Origin of the sequence: Klebsiella sp. MISC125 (genome assembly GCF_051131775.1) — a bacterium.
In the GTDB taxonomy this organism is placed as follows: Bacteria; Pseudomonadota; Gammaproteobacteria; order Enterobacterales; family Enterobacteriaceae; genus Klebsiella.
Map to the genome: position 1 here is coordinate 6,223,284 of NZ_CP180448.1, position 19,931 is coordinate 6,243,214.

Consider the following 19,931-nt stretch of genomic DNA (forward strand, 5'->3'; position numbering starts at 1 on the left):
CCACCGGCACCCGGTGGCGCATGCCCTGCTTTTCTTTATTATGTTGTCCCTCGGACCGTTACCAGCCCGAATCACACATTATTGCTTAATGACCAGTTTCAACTCAACCGGATAGCTGGTATCCACTTTTTCGCCCTTCAGCACTTTATCAGCGGTCTCAACGCCTTTCACACCGATCTGCTCCGGAAGCTGGGCGACGGTCGCAGCCAGTTTGCCACTGTTTACTGCTTTTTCGCCATCCGGAGTGCCGTCAAATCCAACCACCATCACATCAGATTTACCAGCAGTTTGCAGAGCGCGCAGCGCGCCCAGCGCCATTTCATCGTTCTGGGCAAATACAGCCTGTACATCAGGATGCGCCGTCAGCAGGTTCTGCATGACGTTCAGGCCCTTAGTGCGGTCGAAATCTGCCGGCTGGCTAGCCAGTACGTTAAATTTATGCGCCGTAACGGCTTGTTGAAAACCTTCGCCACGCTCACGTGCCGCGGACGTCCCTGCAATTCCCTGTAGTTCAATAATCTTCGCGCTTTCGCCGACTTTCTTGGCAATATAGTCACCGGCCATCTTGCCGCCCAGAACGTTATCAGAAGCAATATGGCTTACCACTTCGCCTTTTGAGGCCTGGCGGTCAAGGGTAATAACCGGAATTTTCGCCTGATTCGCCAGCTTCACAGCATTACCTACTGCGTCAGAGTCGGTTGGGTTGATCAGCAGCAGTTTGGCTCCGCGAACGGTTAAGTCCTGAACGTTAGCCAGTTCTTTCGCCGGATTGTTCTGTGAATCCAGCACCACCAGGTTATAGCCGAGTTTGTCCGCTTCTTTTTGTGCCCCATCCTTCAGAGAGACAAAGAACGGGTTGTTAAGCGTAGAGATAACCAAGGCGATAGTATCTTTTGCCATCGCGTTTGCGCTTACGGTTGCGCTTAAAGCTACAGCAGAGATCAGGGTCGCCAGTTTTTTCATATTCATAGTTAAGATGTCCTGTAGAGTTCTCAGTTACTGCTTCTTGTTATCTACCAGTACCGCCAGCAAAATAACCACCGCTTTAACGATCATCTGGTAATAGGATGAAACACCTAATAAATTCAAACCGTTGTTCAGGAAGCCAAGGATTAAAGCACCAATCAACGTACCGACAATACGACCTTTACCACCTGCCAGGCTGGTGCCACCAAGCACTACCGCAGCAATCGCATCCAGTTCATAACCGGTGCCCGCTGTCGGTTGCGCGGAAGAGAGACGCGCGACCTCAATAATCCCGGCCAGCGAAGCCAGCATGCCGCACAAAGAATAGACGATGATTTTAACTTTATTGACGCTGATGCCGGATAGACGCGTTGCCGCTTCATTTCCCCCCAGCGCATAGATATAACGACCCAGACGGGTATGGTGCAGCATGTACCAGGCCGCCAGAAAAACGATCGCCATAATCCATACCGGCGTTGGGATCCCGAGAGGGCGACCAATCCCGAACCAGCCAAACAGATCGGCATTGTCGGTAAAGCCAGTATTTACCGGGCTACCGTTGGTATAAACCATGGTCACACCGCGTAGCAGCAGCATCATTACCAGGGTAGCGATAAATGCCTGCACGCGCCCTTTCGCCACAATTACGCCTGTAACAGCGCCGATTGCCGCGCCTAATGCCAGCGCGGCGGCAACGGCCACCAGCGCGTTAACCTCAATTCCGACAATTGAAGCGGCGACCGCGCCAGTCAGCGCCAGAAGGGAACCTACGGACAGGTCGATACCCGACGTCAGGATAACCAGCGTCATCCCTACCGCCATGATGGCGTTAACTGAAGTCTGTTGCAGAATATTGAACAGGTTATTCACGGTAAAAAAGTTGGGGCTCATGGTAGAGACAACCGCAATCAGCACCAGTAGGGCAATCAGCGATTTTTGCTCCATCAACCACGCTTTGGTGAAGTAGCGGCGACCAGAAACAGTCGGGTTATTCATCTTTTTTACTCCTGATTCACGCGGTTAAGCTTGCCCACAGCGGCAGCCATCAATACTTCCTGGGTGGCCTGCTCGCGTGTGAATTCACCGCCGAGATGCCCTTCATGCATCACCATGATGCGATCGCTCATACCCAGCACTTCTGGCATCTCAGAAGAGACCAGAATGATGCTCAGACCATCGGCTTTAAACTGGTTGATTAGCTGGTAGATCTCTTTCTTCGCCCCCACGTCCACGCCGCGGGTTGGTTCATCAAGGATCAGCACTTTTGGCCGAGTCATCAGCCCGCGGGCAATCGCCACTTTCTGTTGGTTACCGCCGGAAAGTAGCCCAATGGCCTGCTCCATAGACGGCGTCTTCACATTAAACAGGCGGATAAAATCGCTGACCGCCTGCTGTTCATCTTTATGCTTGAGGCTACCGCCGCTGCGGCTGAAATAGCGCAGCGCAGTCAGCGACATATTTTCTTTGACCGACATACCGAGCACTAAACCATCACGTTTACGGTCTTCAGAGATATAAACGATGCCGTTTGCCAGGCCATCCTGCGGAGAACGCGTCACCACTTCATGGCCATCAAGGGTGACGTAGCCGCTGGTGCGCGGCAGCGCACCGTATAGCACTTTCATGAGTTCCGTACGCCCTGCGCCCATCAGCCCAGCGACGCCAAGAATTTCGCCTTTACGCAGGGTAAAAGAGACGTTCTCCACGCCCGGCCCACACAGCGCATCCACTTTCAGACGGATATCGCCCGGCGCTTTATCAATGCGCGGGTACTGATCTTCGAGCTTACGTCCCACCATCATTTCAATCAGCAGATCTTCATCAAGGCTGGCGACTTCACGCTCGGCAATGAACTGGCCGTCACGGAAGACCGTCACGTCATCGCAAATTTCGAAGATCTCTTTCATACGGTGGGAGATATAAACAATGCCGCGCCCTTGCGATTTCAGCTCGCGGATGACGCGGAACAGGGATTCGGTTTCGGTATCGGTCAGCGCATCGGTCGGTTCGTCCATAATGATGACTTTCGACTCGAAGCTCAGCACTTTGGCTATTTCCACCATCTGCTGATCGCCGATCGACAGATCGCCTACCAGACGATCGCTCTTAAAGCGCAGATTCAGCTTCGCCAGCAAAACATCGGCTTCTGCATACATCTTCTTCCAGTCGATTTTGCCAAAGCGATTCACAAACTCACGGCCGAGAAAGATGTTCTCTGCAATCGTCAGCTGCGGGATCAGGTTCAGCTCCTGGTGAATGATGCCGATACCCGCTTCCTGGGAGGATTTCGGGCCGGTGAAGGTGGTTTCTTTACCCAGCCATAATAGCGAACCAGCGTCACGGGCATAAATCCCGGTCAGCACCTTCATCATGGTGGATTTGCCTGCGCCGTTTTCGCCCACCAGCGCCATGACGCGCCCAGAGTAGACATTTAACGCAGCACCGGAGAGCGCCTTCACGCCCGGGAACGATTTATCGATCCCTTTGAGTTGTAAGAGTGCGTCCATGACCGCCTCAGAACGTGACGCCAGCACAGAGAATAATGTTCGCATACGGGGAACACTCCCCGCTGCGAATCACCGCCTGACTATCTGCAGTTTCTTTTTTGAACTGCTCATGATTGGTATAACGAATTTCAATGGTGTTTCCCTGGTGTTGCTGCAGCAGCTCAAGATGTCTGAGCAACGTCGCGTGGAGCTGCGGGTTAAGGGTTTTAATCTCTTGCGCGAGGATAGCCGCTTCAACCTGCATTTCGCTCGTCACCACCTCCAGAACCTGCATAAAGGAGGGAACTCCGTGGGTTAACGCCATGTCGATACGCGTGCTGCTGCGAGGTACTGGTAATCCAGCATCGCAAACTACCAGCGTATCGGTATGACCCAGACGGGAGATGACCGACGAAATATCAGCGTTAAGTACGGTACCTTTTTTCATTTTCTCTTTTGCTCCACTAGCGAAACGTTTCGCTGACATAAGTATTATCAATACTCGAGCAAAAAACCATCATCAGAAGTGAGAATTGTGATCGCTATCGAAACGTTTCGCAAAACTGAGGTAAAGGAAGGAAGTCAGAATAACAAACAGCAAAAAGCCCTTCACGAGGAAGGGCTTTAGAGGATCAAATTTCGACCTGAGTGCCGAGTTCAATAACCCGGTTTGGCGGGATTTCGAACTGGTCCGGCGCTCGCAGGGCATTGCGCTGCAGCAGAAGATACAGCTTACCGCGCAGGCGCAGATACCATGGCCGCTTGCCGATGATTAACGACTCATGCGACATAAAGAAGGAGGTCTCCATCATCCGGCAGCTCAGGCCTTCCAGCCCGCAGCGGTGGAAGACTTCTTCAACATTCGGCGTTTCACGCCAGCCGTAGCTGGCAACCACGCGCCAGAACGACGGTGAAATCTGCTCAATCTGCACACGACGAACGTTATGCACGTATGGCGCATCTTCTGTACGCAGCGTTAGCAAGATCACCCGCTCATGCAGCACCTTGTTGTGCTTCAGGTTATGTAACAGAGCGAAAGGAATCACGTTCAGCGCTCGGGACATATATACGGCGGTCCCAGGAACGCGAACCGGCGGCGATTTTTCAAGGGAAGAGATCATCGCTTCCAAAGAATTACCGTGTTCATGCATCCGACGTAGCAAGCGGAAACGCTCGCTTTTCCAGGTGGTCATGATGGTAAACATCACCAGACCCAGCGTCAGCGGCAGCCAGCCACCGGAGACGATTTTGTCGAGGTTAGCTGAGAACAGCGGAATGTCGATACACATAAAGGCCACCAGCAGCAGTGCCACAACAAACTTATTCCAGTGCCAGTTTTTACGCGCTACCGTCGAGAACAAAATGGTGGTCAGCACCATGGTTCCCGTCACCGCAATCCCATATGCTGCCGCCAGGTTCGAGGAGTGCTCAAAGCTGACAATCACAATGACCACCGAGATATAGAGCAGCCAGTTAATGAACGGGATATAAATCTGGCCGGACTCCATTTCCGAGGTATGGATAATGCGCATCGGCGAAAGATATCCCAGACGCACCGCCTGGCGTGTCAACGAGAAGACACCGGAAATCACCGCCTGAGAGGCGATAACCGTCGCCAGGGCGGCGATAATCAGCATCGGAATCAATGCCCATTCGGGCGCCAGCAGGAAGAACGGGTTCTTAATCGCTTCTGGATGTTTTAGCAGTAGTGCTCCCTGACCAAAGTAGTTCAGCACCAGAGAAGGCAGAACTACCGAGAACCAGGCCAGACGAATAGGCAATTTACCGAAGTGCCCCATGTCAGCATACAGCGCTTCCACGCCGGTAATCGACAGTACCACCGCGCCCAGAGCGACAAAAGAAACGGTTTTATATTCGAGGAAAAAGTGAACCGCCCAGTATGGGTTCAACGCCTGCAACACTTCCGGGTTAGCAAAAATGCTACGCGCCCCTAGCACTGCCAGCAGCAGGAACCAGATCAGCATAATTGGCGCGAACAGCTTGCCCACCATACTGGTGCCGTGCTTTTGGATAGCAAACAGCAGCGTCAGAACAATAATTGATATGGGGACAACCCAGGTATCCAGGTCAGGAGCGATAATTTCCAGCCCCTCGATTGCTGACATGACAGAGATTGCCGGCGTAATGACCACCTCCCCGTAGAAGAAGCTACCGCCGATAAGGCCAAGGATCACCAGTACGGATGTTGCTCGCGCGGACGTGTTACGTCCTGCCAGCGACATCAGCGTCAGGATCCCACCTTCACCGGCGTTATCCGCCCGCATAACGAAGGTAATATATTTGAGTGATACGGTAAAAATCAGCAGCCAAAAAATGAGCGACAGGAAGCCAAAAACAGCATCACGCTCAACGCCAAAGCCAAACTGGCCAGACAGACATTCACGAAGTGTATATAGCGGGCTGGTGCCGATATCGCCGTATACCACACCGATTGCCGCCAGCGTTATTGCTGGCAACGATTGCTTATTATCAGAGCTCATAGACTAGTCTTTTCGTTTATAAAACAAATGTGTGCCTAGTCCCTTGGCCCACAAAAAGCGCACAGTATGCACGATTATTTGCTAAATCGTACCCCTAACTGACATCATCTTAACCTGACTCAAAGAAAATAAATCGATTCTTCAGGCTATTACCACCCCTAATCAAACATCTATACTCGACTTAACAACGACATCCTAAAAAGCACGCAACTCAATTATGGCTCAATCACATTTACTGGCAGAAAGAATTTCCCGACTCAGCGCAGCTCTGGAAAAAGGACTCTTTGAACGCAGCCACGCAATACGCCTTTGTCTACTTGCGGCACTCAGCGGCGAGAGCGTTTTTTTGCTGGGTCCACCGGGTATCGCCAAAAGCTTAATTGCCCGCCGTCTTAAGTTCGCCTTCCAGCGAGCCCGCGCATTTGAATATCTGATGACCCGCTTTTCAACGCCGGAAGAAGTCTTTGGCCCACTTTCCATCCAGGCGCTGAAAGACGAAGGTCGTTACGAACGCCTGACCGCCGGCTACCTTCCGGAAGCCGAAATTGTTTTTCTCGATGAGATCTGGAAAGCAGGTCCGGCGATCCTCAATACGCTGCTGACGGCGATAAACGAGCGCCATTTTCGCAACGGGGCAACCGAAGAGAAAATCCCTATGCGCCTGCTGGTGGCAGCATCGAACGAATTGCCTGAAGCGGATAACAGCCTGGAAGCCTTATACGATCGTATGCTCATCCGTTTATGGCTGGATAAGGTACAAGATAAAACCAATTTCCGCTCAATGTTGATAAGCCAGCAGGATGAGAACAGCAATCCAGTTCCAACTAATTTGCAGGTCAGCGACGAGGAATTCATACAGTGGCAGCAAGATATCGGTGCTGTTAAGCTGCCGGACAGCGTGTTTGAACTGATTTTCCAGTTGCGCCAGCAACTGGATGCTCTACCCAACGCGCCCTACGTTTCAGATCGTCGCTGGAAAAAAGCCATCCGCCTGTTGCAAGCCAGCGCCTTCTTCAGCGGTCGAGATACCATTGCCCCTATCGACCTGATCCTGCTGAAAGATTGCCTGTGGCACAACATTGAGACCATGAACCTGATGTCCGTGCAGTTGGAAACCTTAATGACCAGCCACGCCTGGCAGCAACAGGCAATGCTCACCCGCCTGGGGACGATTATCCAGAGGCGCATTCAGCTTCAGCAACAGCAAAGCGATAAGACCGCGCTAAAAGTGACGCGCCTGGGCGGTATGTTTAGCCGGAAACCTCATTATGAATTGCCTGCTGAAGTGCAGGCACCCACGCTGACTCTGCTACTCCAGCAGCCGCTCAAACTGCACGATCTGGAAGTCATTCATATTACGTTTGTCCGTGAAGAGCTAGCGCATTGGCTGGAAAAAGGCGGTGAGATCCGCGGTAAACTCAACGGTATAGGCTTTGCCCAGCAGCTGAATATGGATGTCGATACCAGCCAGCACCTGGTTGTGCGCGATGTCAGTCTGCAGGGGTCGCGTCTCTCCCTACCCGGCAGTGAATCGCAGGAAAATATGCCGGCCGAAATCAGGCAACAGCTGGAAGCGCTGGACGACGAATGGCATCAACAACACAACCGCTTCAGCGAACAGCAAAAATGCCTGTTTATTCCCGGTGAGTGGCTGGGACGCATCGAAGCCAGCCTGCAGGACGTTGGGACGCAGATTAAACAGGCCCGACAGTCATGACTCTGGATATGCTGAATGTCATGCTGGCAGTCGGCGAAGAGGGAATGATCGACGAAATGCTGCTGGCTCTGCTGGCAGCACCTCAGTTAGCCATTTTCTTTGAAAAATTTCCGCGGTTAAAAAATATCATCGCCGCAGACATTCCTCGCTGGCGTGAGGCGGTCAGATCGCGGCTAAAAGAGACCCATGTTCCTCCCGAGCTGGATGCGGAAGTTCAGTGCTATCAACAGTCACAGCGGCTTTCCACTTCGCAGTTTATCGTCCAGCTCCCGCAAATCCTGAGTCAGCTACACAAGCTTCACTCCCCTTTTGCCGCCCAGGCACAGCAGTTAGTGGATAACAATCATACTTTTACCCCCGCTCTGCATACGCTATTTCTCCAGCGCTGGCGTTTGAGTCTGGTAGTGCAGGCAACGTCCCTCAATCAGCAACTGCTGGATGAGGAGCGCGATCAGTTGCTTAGCGAAGTCCAGGAACGAATGACTCTCAGCGGTCAATTGGAGCCGGTGCTGGTGGAAAATGATAACGCAGCAGGGCACCTGTGGGATATGAGCGCAGGAGAGCTGAGGCGCGGTGATTATCAGCTGATCGTTCGCTACGGGGATTTTTTGACTCAGCAGCCTGAACTTATGCAGCTTGCTGAGCAGTTGGGTCGTTCCAGAGAGGCGAAGGCGGTACCAAAAAAGGATGCGCCGATGGAAACCTTCCGCAGCCTGGTGCGAGAACCTGCAACCGTGCCGGAGCAGGTCGATGGGCTACAGCAGAGCGACGATATTCTGCGCCTGCTGCCGCCGGAGCTGGCCACACTCGGCATCACCGAGCTGGAGTTTGAGTTCTATCGTAAGCTGGTAGAGAAACAGCTGCTGACCTACCGACTTCACGGTGATGCCTGGAAGGAAAAGGTAACCGAGCGTCCAGTCACCCGCCAGGATTTTGATGAACAGCCGCGAGGGCCGTTTATCGTCTGCGTCGATACGTCGGGATCAATGGGCGGCTTTAATGAGCAGTGCGCCAAGGCTTTTTGCCTGGCGCTGATGCGGGTCGCACTGGCAGATAATCGCCGCTGCTTCATTATGCTGTTTTCCAGCGAGGTGGTGCATTACGAACTCACCGGACCACAGGGGCTTGAACAGGCAATCCGTTTCTTAAGCCAGCGCTTTCGCGGCGGTACGGATTTGGCCAGCTGCTTCCGGGCTGTTATTGAGCGAATGCAGAACCCTCAGTGGGTAGATGCTGATGCGGTGGTGATTTCCGATTTTATCGCCCAGCGCCTGCCAGATGAGGTGATCAATAAGGTGGGGGAGCTACAGCATAAACATCAGCACCGTTTTCATGCGGTGGCAATGTCGGTACACGGTAAGCCCGGCATCATGCGCATTTTCGATCATATCTGGCGCTTTGATACCGGGTTACGCAGCCGCCTGCTGCGTCGCTGGCGGCGTTAGTTGATCTATTAAAGAAGGGCAGCGACGCTTTCACGAACCTGCGTTGGCCATACGCCGCACTGAACCTGCCCGATATGGTCAAGCTGCAGAAGTAGCATCGTCAGACGAGACTGGCCGATACCACCGCCGATAGTCTGCGGCATTTCCCCACGCAGCAGCGCCTGGTGCCATTCCAGCTTCAGGCGATCTTCATCACCAGTGATCGCGAGCTGGCGTTTCAGCGCCTCTGAATCCACGCGGATGCCCATCGAAGAGAGCTCAAAAGCATCTTCCAGGATCGGGTTCCACACCAGGATATCGCCGTTCAGACCGGCAAAACCTTCAGCTGCCGGCGTGCTCCAGTCATCATAATCCGGGGCTCGAACATCGTGACGCTGACCATCAGACAATTTACCGCCGATACCAATCAGGAATACCGCGCCCAGATCTTTGGCTATCGCCCGCTCGCGGCCTTTAGCATCAAGATCCGGATAACGACTTAATAATTCCTGACTATGAACAAACTGGATCGTCTCCGGCAAGAACGGCGTCAGGCCAAATTCTTTGCTCACCGCAGCTTCAGTCGCTTTGATCCCGGCATAAATTGCTTCAACAGTCGATTTCAGCGTCCCGCAATGGCGTTCTGCGTCACCCATTACGCGCTCCCAGTCCCACTGGTCAACGTAAACGGAATGGATGGCGGTTAATCTGTCTTCATCGGGGCGAAGGGCCTTCATGTGCGTGTACAGCCCTTCGCCCGCGCTGAAGTCGTGTTGTCCCAGGGTTTGACGCTTCCACTTCGCCAGTGAATGAACCACTTCGAATTGGGCGTCAGGCAGTGTTTTCACTTTCACCTGAACCGCTTTTTCGCAACCAGACAGGTTATCCTGCGTCCCATCTCCCACGCGGCTTAAGATGGGGGCCTGGACTTCAATCAGACCAAGCTTCTCTTCAAGCTGGCGGGAAAAGTGAGACTTAACGAAACTAATCTGGCGTTGTTTTGCGATGTATGCGGTTTTCATTTTTATGACTCCTGCGTCCTGTTGCCATTGATTAAGCAACAAAACCGCGATGCAATTCAATAATCCAACAACAAAAAGCCTGCTTCGGTTTTAATTCATCAAAATATGACGCTAAAATAGAGCGATTCATCAAACTTCATAAGAAAAACCTATGGAAAATTATCAGATCGACAATCTGGATCGCGGCATCCTTGAAGCTCTCATGGCTAATGCACGTACCGCCTATGCCGAACTGGCGAAACAATTTGGCGTCAGCCCCGGGACAATTCACGTTCGCGTCGAGAAAATGAAGCAAGCGGGAATTATTACCGGCGCGCGCATTGACGTCAGTCCAAAACAGCTGGGTTACGATGTGGGCTGTTTTATCGGCATCATTCTGAAGAGCGCAAAGGATTACCCTTCCGCACTGGCCAGATTAAACAGTCTGGATGAAGTTACCGAAGCGTATTACACCACCGGCCACTACAGCATCTTTATAAAAGTGATGTGCCGCTCGATTGATGCCCTTCAACATGTACTTATCAACAAGATCCAAACAATCGATGAAATTCAGTCCACTGAAACATTGATCGTCCTGCAGAACCCGATTATGCGTACCATTCGCCCGTGATCGGACTTTTTAATCCCACATTTTTCCACAGGTAGATCCCAGCTCGCTCACAGCGTACAATACGCTACTCTGAATAGTGGAGCGGGCGATCATGGCAGACATAACTCTTATCAGCGGCAGTACTCTGGGTAGCGCAGAATATGTATCAGAACATCTGGCGGAAAAGCTGGAAGAAGCTGGTCACGGCACCACTATCCAGCACGGTCCGTTGATTGAGGATCTGCAGGCCGAAGGAATCTGGCTGGTTATCTCTTCTACTCATGGTGCTGGCGATATTCCCGATAACTTACTGCCTTTCTATGAAGCGCTTCAGGAGAAGCAAGTCGATCTTTCTGCTGTCCACTTTGGCGCAATCGGCATCGGTAGTCGTGAATATGACACCTTCTGTGGAGCTATTGATAAAATCGAGGCGGCGCTCATAGCATGTGGGGCAAAACAGATTGGCGAAACGCTGAAGATTAATGTCCTCGAACATGAGATTCCTGAAGATCCAGCAGAGATTTGGCTTGGATCCTGGGAAAATTTGCTCTGAGAATTGTAAAGATCCTTGTTTCTTCTGTGGATAACTATGCTTAAAAGCTTGGATCAACCGGTAGTTATCCAAAGTATAACCCTTGACTGATTTTTGTGCTGTGTATAACCCTTCATTTTGATCCCAGCTTATACTGAACAGGATCACCGATCATTCACAGATAGTGATCCTTCTTAAGCTTTTGATCTTAAATCGTGGATCTGACTTATCCACAGATATCGTCGATCCTAATAAGAGATCACAATAAAACAGATCTCTAAATAAAAGATCTTCTTTTTAATACTCAAGATCCCGGTGCTTTCTCGAAAGCCGAAAGTTGAGTAGAATCCACGGCCCGGGCTTCAATCCATTTTCAAACCGCTTTACGCGAGGCAAACCACCATGTTTTATCAGGATCCTTTTGACGTCATCATCATTGGCGGGGGTCATGCAGGCACTGAGGCCGCGATGGCCGCAGCGCGAATGGGTCAACAGACTCTGCTTTTGACACACAATATCGACACGTTGGGGCAGATGAGCTGCAATCCGGCGATTGGCGGCATTGGGAAAGGACACCTGGTAAAAGAAGTGGATGCCCTTGGCGGCCTGATGGCAACGGCGATCGATCATGCTGGTATCCAGTTTAGGATACTAAACGCCAGTAAGGGGCCGGCGGTCCGCGCCACCCGAGCTCAGGCAGATCGCGTGCTCTATCGACAGGCGGTTCGCACAGCCCTGGAAAACCAGCCGAACTTGATGATCTTCCAGCAGGCCGTTGAAGATCTGATTGTTGAGAACGATCGTGTTGTCGGTGCCGTGACCCAGATGGGCCTCAAATTTCGTGCGAAGGCGGTTGTTCTGACCGTTGGTACGTTCCTGGATGGCAAGATCCATATCGGTCTGGATAACTACAGCGGTGGCCGTGCTGGCGATCCGCCATCGATCCCTCTGTCTCGCCGTCTACGCGAGCTTCCGTTGCGCGTAAGCCGCCTGAAAACTGGTACTCCACCGCGTATTGACGCAAGAACCATTGATTTCAGCGTTTTGGCGCAGCAGCACGGCGATGATCCAATGCCGGTCTTCTCGTTTATGGGCAATGCTTCCCAGCACCCACGTCAGGTACCGTGCTATGTCACTCATACCAACGAGAAAACCCACGATGTTATCCGCAATAACCTCGATCGCAGCCCTATGTATGCTGGGGTGATTGAAGGGATCGGGCCGCGTTACTGTCCGTCGATCGAAGACAAAGTCATGCGCTTTGCCGATCGCAATCAGCACCAGATCTTCCTGGAGCCGGAAGGACTGACTTCCAATGAAATTTATCCAAACGGCATCTCTACCAGCCTGCCGTTTGATGTCCAGATGCAAATCGTTCGCTCAATGCAGGGGATGGAAAATGCAAAAATCGTCCGTCCTGGCTACGCTATTGAGTACGATTTCTTCGACCCGCGCGATCTTAAGCCGACGCTGGAAAGTAAATTTATCCATGGCCTGTTCTTCGCTGGGCAGATTAACGGCACCACCGGCTACGAAGAAGCCGCAGCGCAGGGCCTGCTCGCTGGCCTGAACGCCGCCCGTTTCTCTGCTGAGAAAGAGGGCTGGGCGCCGGGCCGCTCTCAGGCCTATCTCGGCGTGCTGGTGGACGACCTGTGCACTCTTGGGACCAAAGAACCGTACCGTATGTTTACCTCGCGGGCGGAATATCGTCTGATGCTGCGTGAAGACAATGCCGACCTGCGTCTGACCGAACAGGGTCGTGAGCTGGGTCTGGTGGATGACGAACGCTGGGCGCGTTTCAACGAGAAGCTGGAAAGCATTGAGCGTGAACGTCAGCGTCTAAAATCCAGCTGGGTTAATCCGCTGGCAGAAAGCGCTGCGGAAGTGAACGCTCACCTGACTGCGCCACTTTCTCGTGAAGCAAGCGGGGAAGACTTACTTCGTCGTCCTGAAATGACCTACGAGCAGTTGGTGCAGATGTCACCGTTCTCACCAGGTCTTGCAGATAAGCAAGCAGCTGAGCAGGTGGAGATTCAGGTTAAGTATGAAGGCTACATCGCTCGTCAGCAGGATGAGATCGAAAAGCAGCAGCGCAATGAAAATACCTTGCTGCCTGCGACACTCGATTACCGGCTGGTGAACGGATTGTCGAACGAGGTGATTGCTAAGCTCAACGATCACAAACCGTCCTCAATAGGGCAGGCATCGCGTATTTCTGGTATTACGCCGGCGGCAATCTCTATTCTGCTGGTGTGGCTGAAAAAACAGGGAATGCTGCGTCGTAGCGCCTGATCTTTCCCTGATAGAGATATTTGGCGGATAACGCATTCGTATCCGCCCTTTTAATTCATCAGCCCGGTAAGCGTTATCGCCTCCGGGCTCATTGTTTTTAGACAGGTATTGACCGTGCTTAACAAACTTTCTCGTCTGCTGGCTGAAGCAGGGATTTCGCTCACCGATCACCAGAAAAATCAGCTGGTAGCCTATGTGGGTATGCTGGATAAGTGGAATAAGGCTTATAACCTGACCTCCGTTCGCGATCCGAACGAGATGCTGGTACGCCACATTCTCGATAGCATTATTGTTGCGCCGCACCTTAAAGGAACTCGTTTTATTGATGTGGGCACCGGTCCTGGGCTACCGGGTATTCCGCTGGCGATAGTGCGCCCTGAGTCCAATTTCACCTTGTTGGACAGCCTTGGTAAGCGTATTCGGTTCCTTCGTCAGGTTCAGCATGAGTTAAAACTGGACAATGTGACGCCGGTACAAAGTCGCGTAGAGGCGTTTTCTGGTGAGCCGCTGTTTGATGGCGTCATTAGCCGCGCCTTTGCTTCGTTAAGCGACATGGTGAGCTGGTGCCACCACTTGCCTGCGAAGAACGGTCATTTCTATGCGCTCAAAGGTTTAGTCCAGGAAGATGAAATGGCAAATCTTCCGCAAGGGTATGTGGTTAATGAGATTATTGAGCTGCATGTACCTCAGTTGGAAGGGGAGCGTCACCTGGTGGTGATTCAACCAAAAATGATTTAATTTTTATCAAAAAATGTGAAAAAAAGATGGCTCAAGCATGTTACAAAAATAAAAGTCACTGCAGGGTATTATCGGGTCATTGTTAACCTTGTTTTTACCATGGATTTTCTTTCAGTTAACTTTGACTTGTTGCTTTCTCCGATGAATAGTCAACGTTGAAAATATCAGTGTGCTAAAAATCGAGCTGCTGATGCTTCATACTGATGTTAAATATTTATTATAAATGTCAATAAAAGGTTTTCATTGTATATAGGGTTGTTTTAGAAAGAATGCCCATTTTTTATGTTGGATATCAAAAGGATGAAAACTTACGTTTTATGTACAGAATTAATTCAATTACGGTAAAAATGTCTATTATGTGATCTAATGCACGCTTTAATTGCCGTGTTTTCTCGCTATTTGCAGTTTTGCATGACCGCTCACAGATTGGTGAAAAGCATGAAAAGTTGTCACTTTGAAAATAATTAAACATTTATTCACTATTTTGCTACTTATTGTTTGAAATCACGGGGCGTCACCGTATAATTTGTCCGCTTTTTGATGCTTGACTCTTCGTCTTAAAGGACGTTTTATACGACACGCGACATACCTCAAAGGGAGCAGGAGTAAAAACGTGATGTCTGTGTCGCTCTTGAGTCGAAACGTTGCTCGTAAGCTTCTGTTTATTCAGTTACTGGCAGTAATAGCAAGTGGACTGCTGTTCAGCCTCAAAGACCCCTTCTGGGGCATCTCTGCCGTTTGCGGAGGTTTGGCGGTTGTGTTGCCAAACATGATATTTATGATTTTTGCCTGGCGTCATCAGGCGCATACACCAGCTAAAGGCCGAGTGGCCTGGACCTTCGCCTTCGGTGAAGCCTTCAAGGTGTTGCTGACCTTCGCTCTTCTGGCGGTGGCGCTAGCGGTTTTAAAGGTGGTGTTTTTGCCGCTGATAGTGACGTGGGTTTTGGTGCTGGTGGTACAAATTCTGGCGCCAGCTGTAATTAACAACAAAGGGTAAAAGGCATCATGGCTTCAGAAAATATGACGCCGCAGGAATACATAGGACACCATCTGAACAACCTTCAGTTGGACCTGCGTACTTTCTCGCTGGTGGATCCGCACAACCCCCCAGCCACCTTCTGGACGCTCAATATTGACTCCATGTTTTTCTCGGTGGTTCTCGGTCTGCTGTTCCTTACCATTTTCCGTAGCGTTGCTAAGAAAGCGACCAGCGGTGTGCCAGGGAAACTCCAGACTGCTATCGAAATGACCATCGGCTTCGTCCATGGCAGCGTCAAAGACATGTATCACGGCAAGAGCAAGCTGATTGCTCCGCTGGCCCTGACCGTGTTCGTCTGGGTATTCCTGATGAACCTGATGGACCTGCTGCCAATCGACCTGATTCCTTACATCGGCGAACACATTTTCGGCCTGCCTGCACTGCGCGTGGTTCCGTCTGCTGACGTGAACATCACCCTGTCGATGGCGCTTGGCGTGTTTATCCTGATTCTTTTCTACAGCATCAAAATGAAAGGCGTGGGCGGGTTCGTTAAAGAACTGACCCTGCAGCCGTTCAATCACTGGGCGTTCATTCCTGTCAACTTAATCCTTGAAGGGGTAAGCCTGCTGTCCAAACCGGTATCACTCGGTCTGCGACTGTTCGGCAACATGTATGCCGGTGAGCTGATTTTCATTCTGATTGCTGGTCTGTTGCCGTGGTGGTCACAGTGGATTCTGAATGTGCCATGGGCCATTTTCCACATCCTGATTATTACGCTGCAAGCCTTCATCTTCATGGTTCTGACGATTGTCTATCTGTCGATGGCATCCGAAGAGCATTGATTTTTACCAACATACTACGTTTTAACTGAAACAAACTGGAGACTGTCATGGAAAACCTGAATATGGATCTGCTGTACATGGCTGCCGCTGTGATGATGGGTCTGGCGGCAATCGGTGCTGCGATCGGTATCGGCATCCTCGGGGGTAAATTCCTGGAAGGCGCAGCGCGTCAACCGGATCTGATTCCTCTGCTGCGTACTCAGTTCTTTATCGTTATGGGTCTGGTGGATGCTATCCCGATGATCGCTGTAGGTCTGGGTCTGTACGTGATGTTCGCCGTCGCGTAGTAAGTTGTTCGAAAGAAACCTAAGCCACAGAGTTAATTTTTAAGAGGTATTGTGCTGTGAACATGAACGCAACAATCCTCGGCCAGGCCATCGCGTTTGTTCTCTTCGTATGGTTCTGCATGAAGTACGTATGGCCGCCTTTAATGGCTGCCATCGAAAAGCGCCAGAAAGAAATTTCTGACGGTTTAGCTTCTGCAGAACGCGCTAAGAAAGATTTGGACCTTGCACAGGCCAACGCGACCGACCAGCTGAAAAAAGCGAAAGCGGAAGCCCAGGTAATCATCGAGCAAGCGAACAAGCGTCGCTCTCAGATTCTGGATGAAGCTAAAGCGGAAGCAGAACAGGAACGCACCAAAATCGTCGCACAGGCGCAGGCTGAAATCGATGCCGAACGTAAACGTGCTCGTGAGGAGCTGCGTAAGCAGGTCGCTATCCTGGCTGTTGCTGGCGCCGAGAAGATCATCGAACGTTCCGTGGATGAAGCTGCTAACAGCGACATCGTGGATAAACTTGTCGCTGAACTGTAAGGAGGGAGGGGCTGATGTCTGAATTTGTAACGGTAGCTCGCCCCTACGCCAAAGCAGCTTTTGACTTTGCCGTCGAGCACAACAGTGTTGAACGCTGGCAGGATATGCTGGCGTTTGTCGCTGAAGTGACCAAGAACGAACAAATGGCAGAGCTACTCTCCGGCGCACTGGCTCCGGAAACGCTCTCAGATGCGTTTATCGCGGTATGTGGTGAGCAACTGGACGAAAATGGCCAAAACCTGATTCGGGTAATGGCTGAGAATAGTCGTCTGAAGGCGCTCCCTGATGTTCTCGAGCAGTTCATTCACCTGCGCGCTGCCAGTGAGGCAACCGCAGAGGTAGAAGTTATTTCTGCCACCCAGATGAGTGACGTACAGCTTGCGAAGATTAGCACTGCGATGGAAAAACGTCTGTCACGCAAAGTTAAGCTGAATTGCAAAATCGATAAGTCTGTAATGGCAGGTGTTATCATCCGTGCGGGTGATATGGTCATTGATGGTAGCGTACGCGGCCGTCTTGATCGCCTTGCAGACGTCTTGCAGTCTTAAGGGGACTGGAGCATGCAACTGAATTCCACCGAAATCAGCGAACTGATCAAGCAGCGCATTGCTCAGTTCAATGTTGTGAGCGAGGCTCATAACGAAGGTACTATCGTTTCTGTCAGTGACGGTGTTATCCGCATTCACGGCCTTGCCGATTGTATGCAGGGTGAGATGATCGCTCTGCCGGGTAACCGTTACGCTATCGCACTGAACCTGGAGCGCGACTCCGTAGGTGCCGTTGTGATGGGTCCGTACGCTGACCTTGCCGAAGGCATGAAGGTTAAATGTACTGGCCGTATCCTGGAAGTTCCGGTTGGCCGTGGCCTGCTGGGCCGCGTGGTTAACACCCTGGGTGCGCCAATCGACGGTAAAGGTCCGCTGGAGCACGACGGCTTCTCCGCTGTTGAAGCTATCGCTCCGGGCGTAATCGAACGTCAATCCGTCGATCAGCCGGTTCAAACCGGTTATAAGTCCGTCGATGCCATGATCCCAATCGGTCGTGGTCAGCGTGAACTGATCATCGGCGACCGTCAGACCGGTAAAACCGCTCTGGCAATCGACGCCATTATCAACCAGCGTGACTCCGGCATTAAGTGCGTCTACGTGGCTATCGGCCAGAAAGCGTCCACCATTTCTAACGTGGTACGTAAACTGGAAGAGCACGGCGCGCTGGCCAACACCATCGTTGTGGTTGCAACCGCATCTGAATCCGCTGCACTGCAATACCTGGCTCCGTATGCCGGTTGCGCAATGGGCGAATACTTCCGCGACCGCGGTGAAGACGCGCTGATCATTTATGATGACCTGTCTAAACAGGCCGTTGCTTACCGTCAGATCTCCCTGCTGCTCCGCCGTCCGCCAGGACGTGAAGCGTTCCCGGGCGACGTATTCTACCTCCACTCTCGTCTGCTGGAGCGTGCTGCACGTGTTAACGTTGAATACGTTGAAGCTTTCACCAAAGGTGAAGTGAAAGGTCAAACCGGTTCTCTGACTGCGCTGCCGATTATCGAAACCCAGGCGGGTGACGTTTCTGCGTTCGTTCCGACCAACGTAATTTCCATTACCGATGGTCAGATCTTCCTGGAAACCAACCTGTTTAACTCCGGTATTCGTCCTGCGGTTAACCCGGGTATCTCCGTATCCCGTGTTGGTGGTGCTGCTCAGACCAAGATCATGAAGAAACTGTCCGGTGGTATTCGTACCGCGCTGGCGCAGTATCGCGAACTGGCGGCGTTCTCCCAGTTTGCCTCTGACCTTGATGATGCAACCCGTAAGCAGCTGGACCACGGTCAGAAAGTAACTGAACTGCTGAAACAGAAACAGTATGCGCCGATGTCCGTTGCGCAGCAGTCTCTGGTTCTGTACGCAGCAGAACGTGGTTATCTGGCAGATGTAGAGCTGGCGAAAATCGGTAGTTTCGAAGCAGCTCTGCTGGCTTACGTCGACCGTGATCACGCTCCGTTGATGCAAGAGATCAACCAGTCCGGTGGCTATAACGACGAAATCGAAGGCAAGCTGAAAGGCATCCTCGATTCCTTCAAAGCAACCCAGTCCTGGTAAAGTCTGGCGGCTTGCTTTAGGGCAGGCCGCAAGGCATTGAGGAGAAGCTCATGGCCGGCGCAAAAGAGATACGTAGTAAGATCGCAAGCGTCCAGAACACGCAAAAGATCACTAAAGCGATGGAAATGGTCGCCGCTTCCAAAATGCGTAAATCGCAGGAGCGCATGGCGGCCAGCCGTCCTTACGCAGATACCATGCGCAAAGTGATTGGTCACCTTGCGAACGGTAATCTGGAATATAAGCACCCGTACCTGGAAGAACGCGACGTTAAGCGCGTGGGCTACCTGGTGGTGTCTACCGACCGTGGTCTGTGTGGTGGCTTGAACATTAACCTGTTCAAAAAACTGCTGGCGGATATGAAAGCATGGTCCGATAAAGGCGTTCAGAGCGAACTCGCAATGATCGGCTCGAAGGGCGTGTCGTTCTTTAATTCCGTAAGCGGCAATGTTGTCGCTCAGGTGACCGGCATGGGTGACAACCCATCCCTGTCCGAACTGATCGGTCCGGTAAAAGTGATGTTGCAGGCCTACGATGAAGGTCGTCTGGACAAGCTGTACGTTGTCAGCAACAAATTTATTAACACCATGTCTCAGGTTCCAACCATCACCCAACTGCTGCCGTTACCGGCGTCAGAAGATGATGACTTGAAGCGTAAATCCTGGGATTACCTGTATGAACCCGATCCGAAAGCGCTGCTGGATACCCTGCTGCGCCGCTATGTGGAATCTCAGGTTTATCAGGGCGTGGTAGAAAACCTGGCCAGCGAGCAGGCCGCACGTATGGTGGCGATGAAAGCCGCGACCGACAATGGCGGCAGCCTGATTAAAGAGCTGCAGTTGGTATACAACAAAGCTCGTCAGGCCAGCATTACTCAGGAACTCACCGAGATCGTCGGTGGAGCATCCGCGGTATAACCAGGTTAATTCG

At 51.7% G+C, this 19,931-nt stretch carries 19 protein-coding genes; 13 read left to right on the forward strand and 6 right to left on the reverse strand.

Annotated elements, in window-relative coordinates:
* Positions 1 to 78 precede the first annotated feature (78 nt).
* The 5 genes from rbsB to kup all read right to left on the reverse strand — a co-directional run bounded on the left by rbsB (position 79) and on the right by kup (position 5,953).
* Positions 79 to 969, reverse strand: a complete 891-nt coding sequence (gene rbsB, locus ACMYSL_RS29110; RefSeq protein WP_110276051.1) for a ribose ABC transporter substrate-binding protein RbsB — start codon at positions 967 to 969, stop codon at positions 79 to 81.
* 27 nt (positions 970 to 996) lie between these two features.
* Positions 997 to 1,962 carry a ribose ABC transporter permease gene (gene rbsC / locus ACMYSL_RS29115; RefSeq protein WP_112215583.1) on the reverse strand — a complete coding sequence of 322 codons (966 nt, stop codon included), beginning with the start codon at positions 1,960 to 1,962 and terminating at the stop codon, positions 997 to 999.
* Between the two features lie 5 nt (positions 1,963 to 1,967).
* On the reverse strand, positions 1,968 to 3,473 hold the full coding sequence (gene rbsA / locus ACMYSL_RS29120) for a ribose ABC transporter ATP-binding protein RbsA (protein WP_182235436.1): 1,506 nt from the start codon (positions 3,471 to 3,473) through the stop codon (positions 1,968 to 1,970).
* A 7-nt stretch (positions 3,474 to 3,480) separates the two neighbouring features.
* Positions 3,481 to 3,900, reverse strand: coding sequence for a D-ribose pyranase (gene rbsD / locus ACMYSL_RS29125; protein WP_434664317.1), 420 nt, complete (start codon positions 3,898 to 3,900; stop codon positions 3,481 to 3,483).
* A 184-nt stretch (positions 3,901 to 4,084) separates the two neighbouring features.
* Entirely contained in the window at positions 4,085 to 5,953 is a 1,869-nt protein-coding gene (kup, locus tag ACMYSL_RS29130; RefSeq protein WP_181484293.1) for a low affinity potassium transporter Kup, read from the reverse strand.
* A 217-nt stretch (positions 5,954 to 6,170) separates the two neighbouring features.
* On the opposite strand from kup, the gene ravA reads away from it, so the two are divergent.
* Both ravA and viaA read left to right on the forward strand, forming a co-directional pair.
* Positions 6,171 to 7,670 (forward strand): ATPase RavA, encoded by a 1,500-nt coding sequence (ravA, locus tag ACMYSL_RS29135; protein WP_182235435.1) that lies wholly within the window; start codon positions 6,171 to 6,173, stop codon positions 7,668 to 7,670.
* Positions 7,667 to 9,115: an ATPase RavA stimulator ViaA gene (gene viaA / locus ACMYSL_RS29140; protein ID WP_304254538.1), complete on the forward strand. Its 1,449-nt coding sequence runs from the start codon at positions 7,667 to 7,669 to the stop codon at positions 9,113 to 9,115. Before ravA ends, viaA begins: the two co-directional genes overlap by 4 nt.
* An 8-nt stretch (positions 9,116 to 9,123) precedes the next feature.
* On the opposite strand, the gene asnA is transcribed toward viaA, so the two are convergent.
* The gene (asnA, locus tag ACMYSL_RS29145) at positions 9,124 to 10,116 is read right to left on the reverse strand and encodes an aspartate--ammonia ligase (RefSeq protein ID WP_181484296.1); all 993 of its coding nucleotides are present in this window, start codon (positions 10,114 to 10,116) and stop codon (positions 9,124 to 9,126) included.
* A gap of 151 nt (positions 10,117 to 10,267) precedes the next feature.
* On the opposite strand from asnA, the gene asnC reads away from it, so the two are divergent.
* From asnC to atpG, 11 genes are all read left to right on the forward strand, one after another.
* Positions 10,268 to 10,726 (forward strand): transcriptional regulator AsnC, encoded by a 459-nt coding sequence (gene asnC, locus ACMYSL_RS29150; RefSeq protein WP_004107306.1) that lies wholly within the window; start codon positions 10,268 to 10,270, stop codon positions 10,724 to 10,726.
* A 91-nt stretch (positions 10,727 to 10,817) separates the two neighbouring features.
* Entirely contained in the window at positions 10,818 to 11,258 is a 441-nt protein-coding gene (mioC, locus tag ACMYSL_RS29155; RefSeq protein ID WP_434660989.1) for an FMN-binding protein MioC, read from the forward strand.
* 381 nt (positions 11,259 to 11,639) lie between these two features.
* Positions 11,640 to 13,529 carry a tRNA uridine-5-carboxymethylaminomethyl(34) synthesis enzyme MnmG gene (mnmG, locus tag ACMYSL_RS29160; RefSeq protein ID WP_434660991.1) on the forward strand — a complete coding sequence of 630 codons (1,890 nt, stop codon included), beginning with the start codon at positions 11,640 to 11,642 and terminating at the stop codon, positions 13,527 to 13,529.
* 114 nt (positions 13,530 to 13,643) lie between these two features.
* On the forward strand, positions 13,644 to 14,267 hold the full coding sequence (gene rsmG, locus ACMYSL_RS29165) for a 16S rRNA (guanine(527)-N(7))-methyltransferase RsmG (protein ID WP_304254532.1): 624 nt from the start codon (positions 13,644 to 13,646) through the stop codon (positions 14,265 to 14,267).
* A 616-nt stretch (positions 14,268 to 14,883) separates the two neighbouring features.
* Positions 14,884 to 15,264 carry a F0F1 ATP synthase subunit I gene (gene atpI / locus ACMYSL_RS29170; protein ID WP_182235431.1) on the forward strand — a complete coding sequence of 127 codons (381 nt, stop codon included), beginning with the start codon at positions 14,884 to 14,886 and terminating at the stop codon, positions 15,262 to 15,264.
* Between the two features lie 8 nt (positions 15,265 to 15,272).
* Positions 15,273 to 16,088: a F0F1 ATP synthase subunit A gene (gene atpB, locus ACMYSL_RS29175; protein ID WP_110276039.1), complete on the forward strand. Its 816-nt coding sequence runs from the start codon at positions 15,273 to 15,275 to the stop codon at positions 16,086 to 16,088.
* Positions 16,089 to 16,135: 47 nt separating this feature from the next.
* Positions 16,136 to 16,375 (forward strand): F0F1 ATP synthase subunit C, encoded by a 240-nt coding sequence (atpE, locus tag ACMYSL_RS29180; protein WP_000429386.1) that lies wholly within the window; start codon positions 16,136 to 16,138, stop codon positions 16,373 to 16,375.
* 56 nt (positions 16,376 to 16,431) lie between these two features.
* Positions 16,432 to 16,902 carry a F0F1 ATP synthase subunit B gene (atpF, locus tag ACMYSL_RS29185; protein ID WP_110276038.1) on the forward strand — a complete coding sequence of 157 codons (471 nt, stop codon included), beginning with the start codon at positions 16,432 to 16,434 and terminating at the stop codon, positions 16,900 to 16,902.
* Between the two features lie 14 nt (positions 16,903 to 16,916).
* A complete protein-coding gene (gene atpH, locus ACMYSL_RS29190; protein WP_110276037.1) occupies positions 16,917 to 17,450 on the forward strand; it encodes a F0F1 ATP synthase subunit delta in 534 nt (177 codons plus the stop codon).
* 12 nt (positions 17,451 to 17,462) lie between these two features.
* A complete protein-coding gene (gene atpA, locus ACMYSL_RS29195; protein WP_110276036.1) occupies positions 17,463 to 19,004 on the forward strand; it encodes a F0F1 ATP synthase subunit alpha in 1,542 nt (513 codons plus the stop codon).
* A 50-nt stretch (positions 19,005 to 19,054) separates the two neighbouring features.
* Positions 19,055 to 19,918 carry a F0F1 ATP synthase subunit gamma gene (gene atpG, locus ACMYSL_RS29200; RefSeq protein ID WP_110276035.1) on the forward strand — a complete coding sequence of 288 codons (864 nt, stop codon included), beginning with the start codon at positions 19,055 to 19,057 and terminating at the stop codon, positions 19,916 to 19,918.
* Positions 19,919 to 19,931 lie beyond the last annotated feature (13 nt).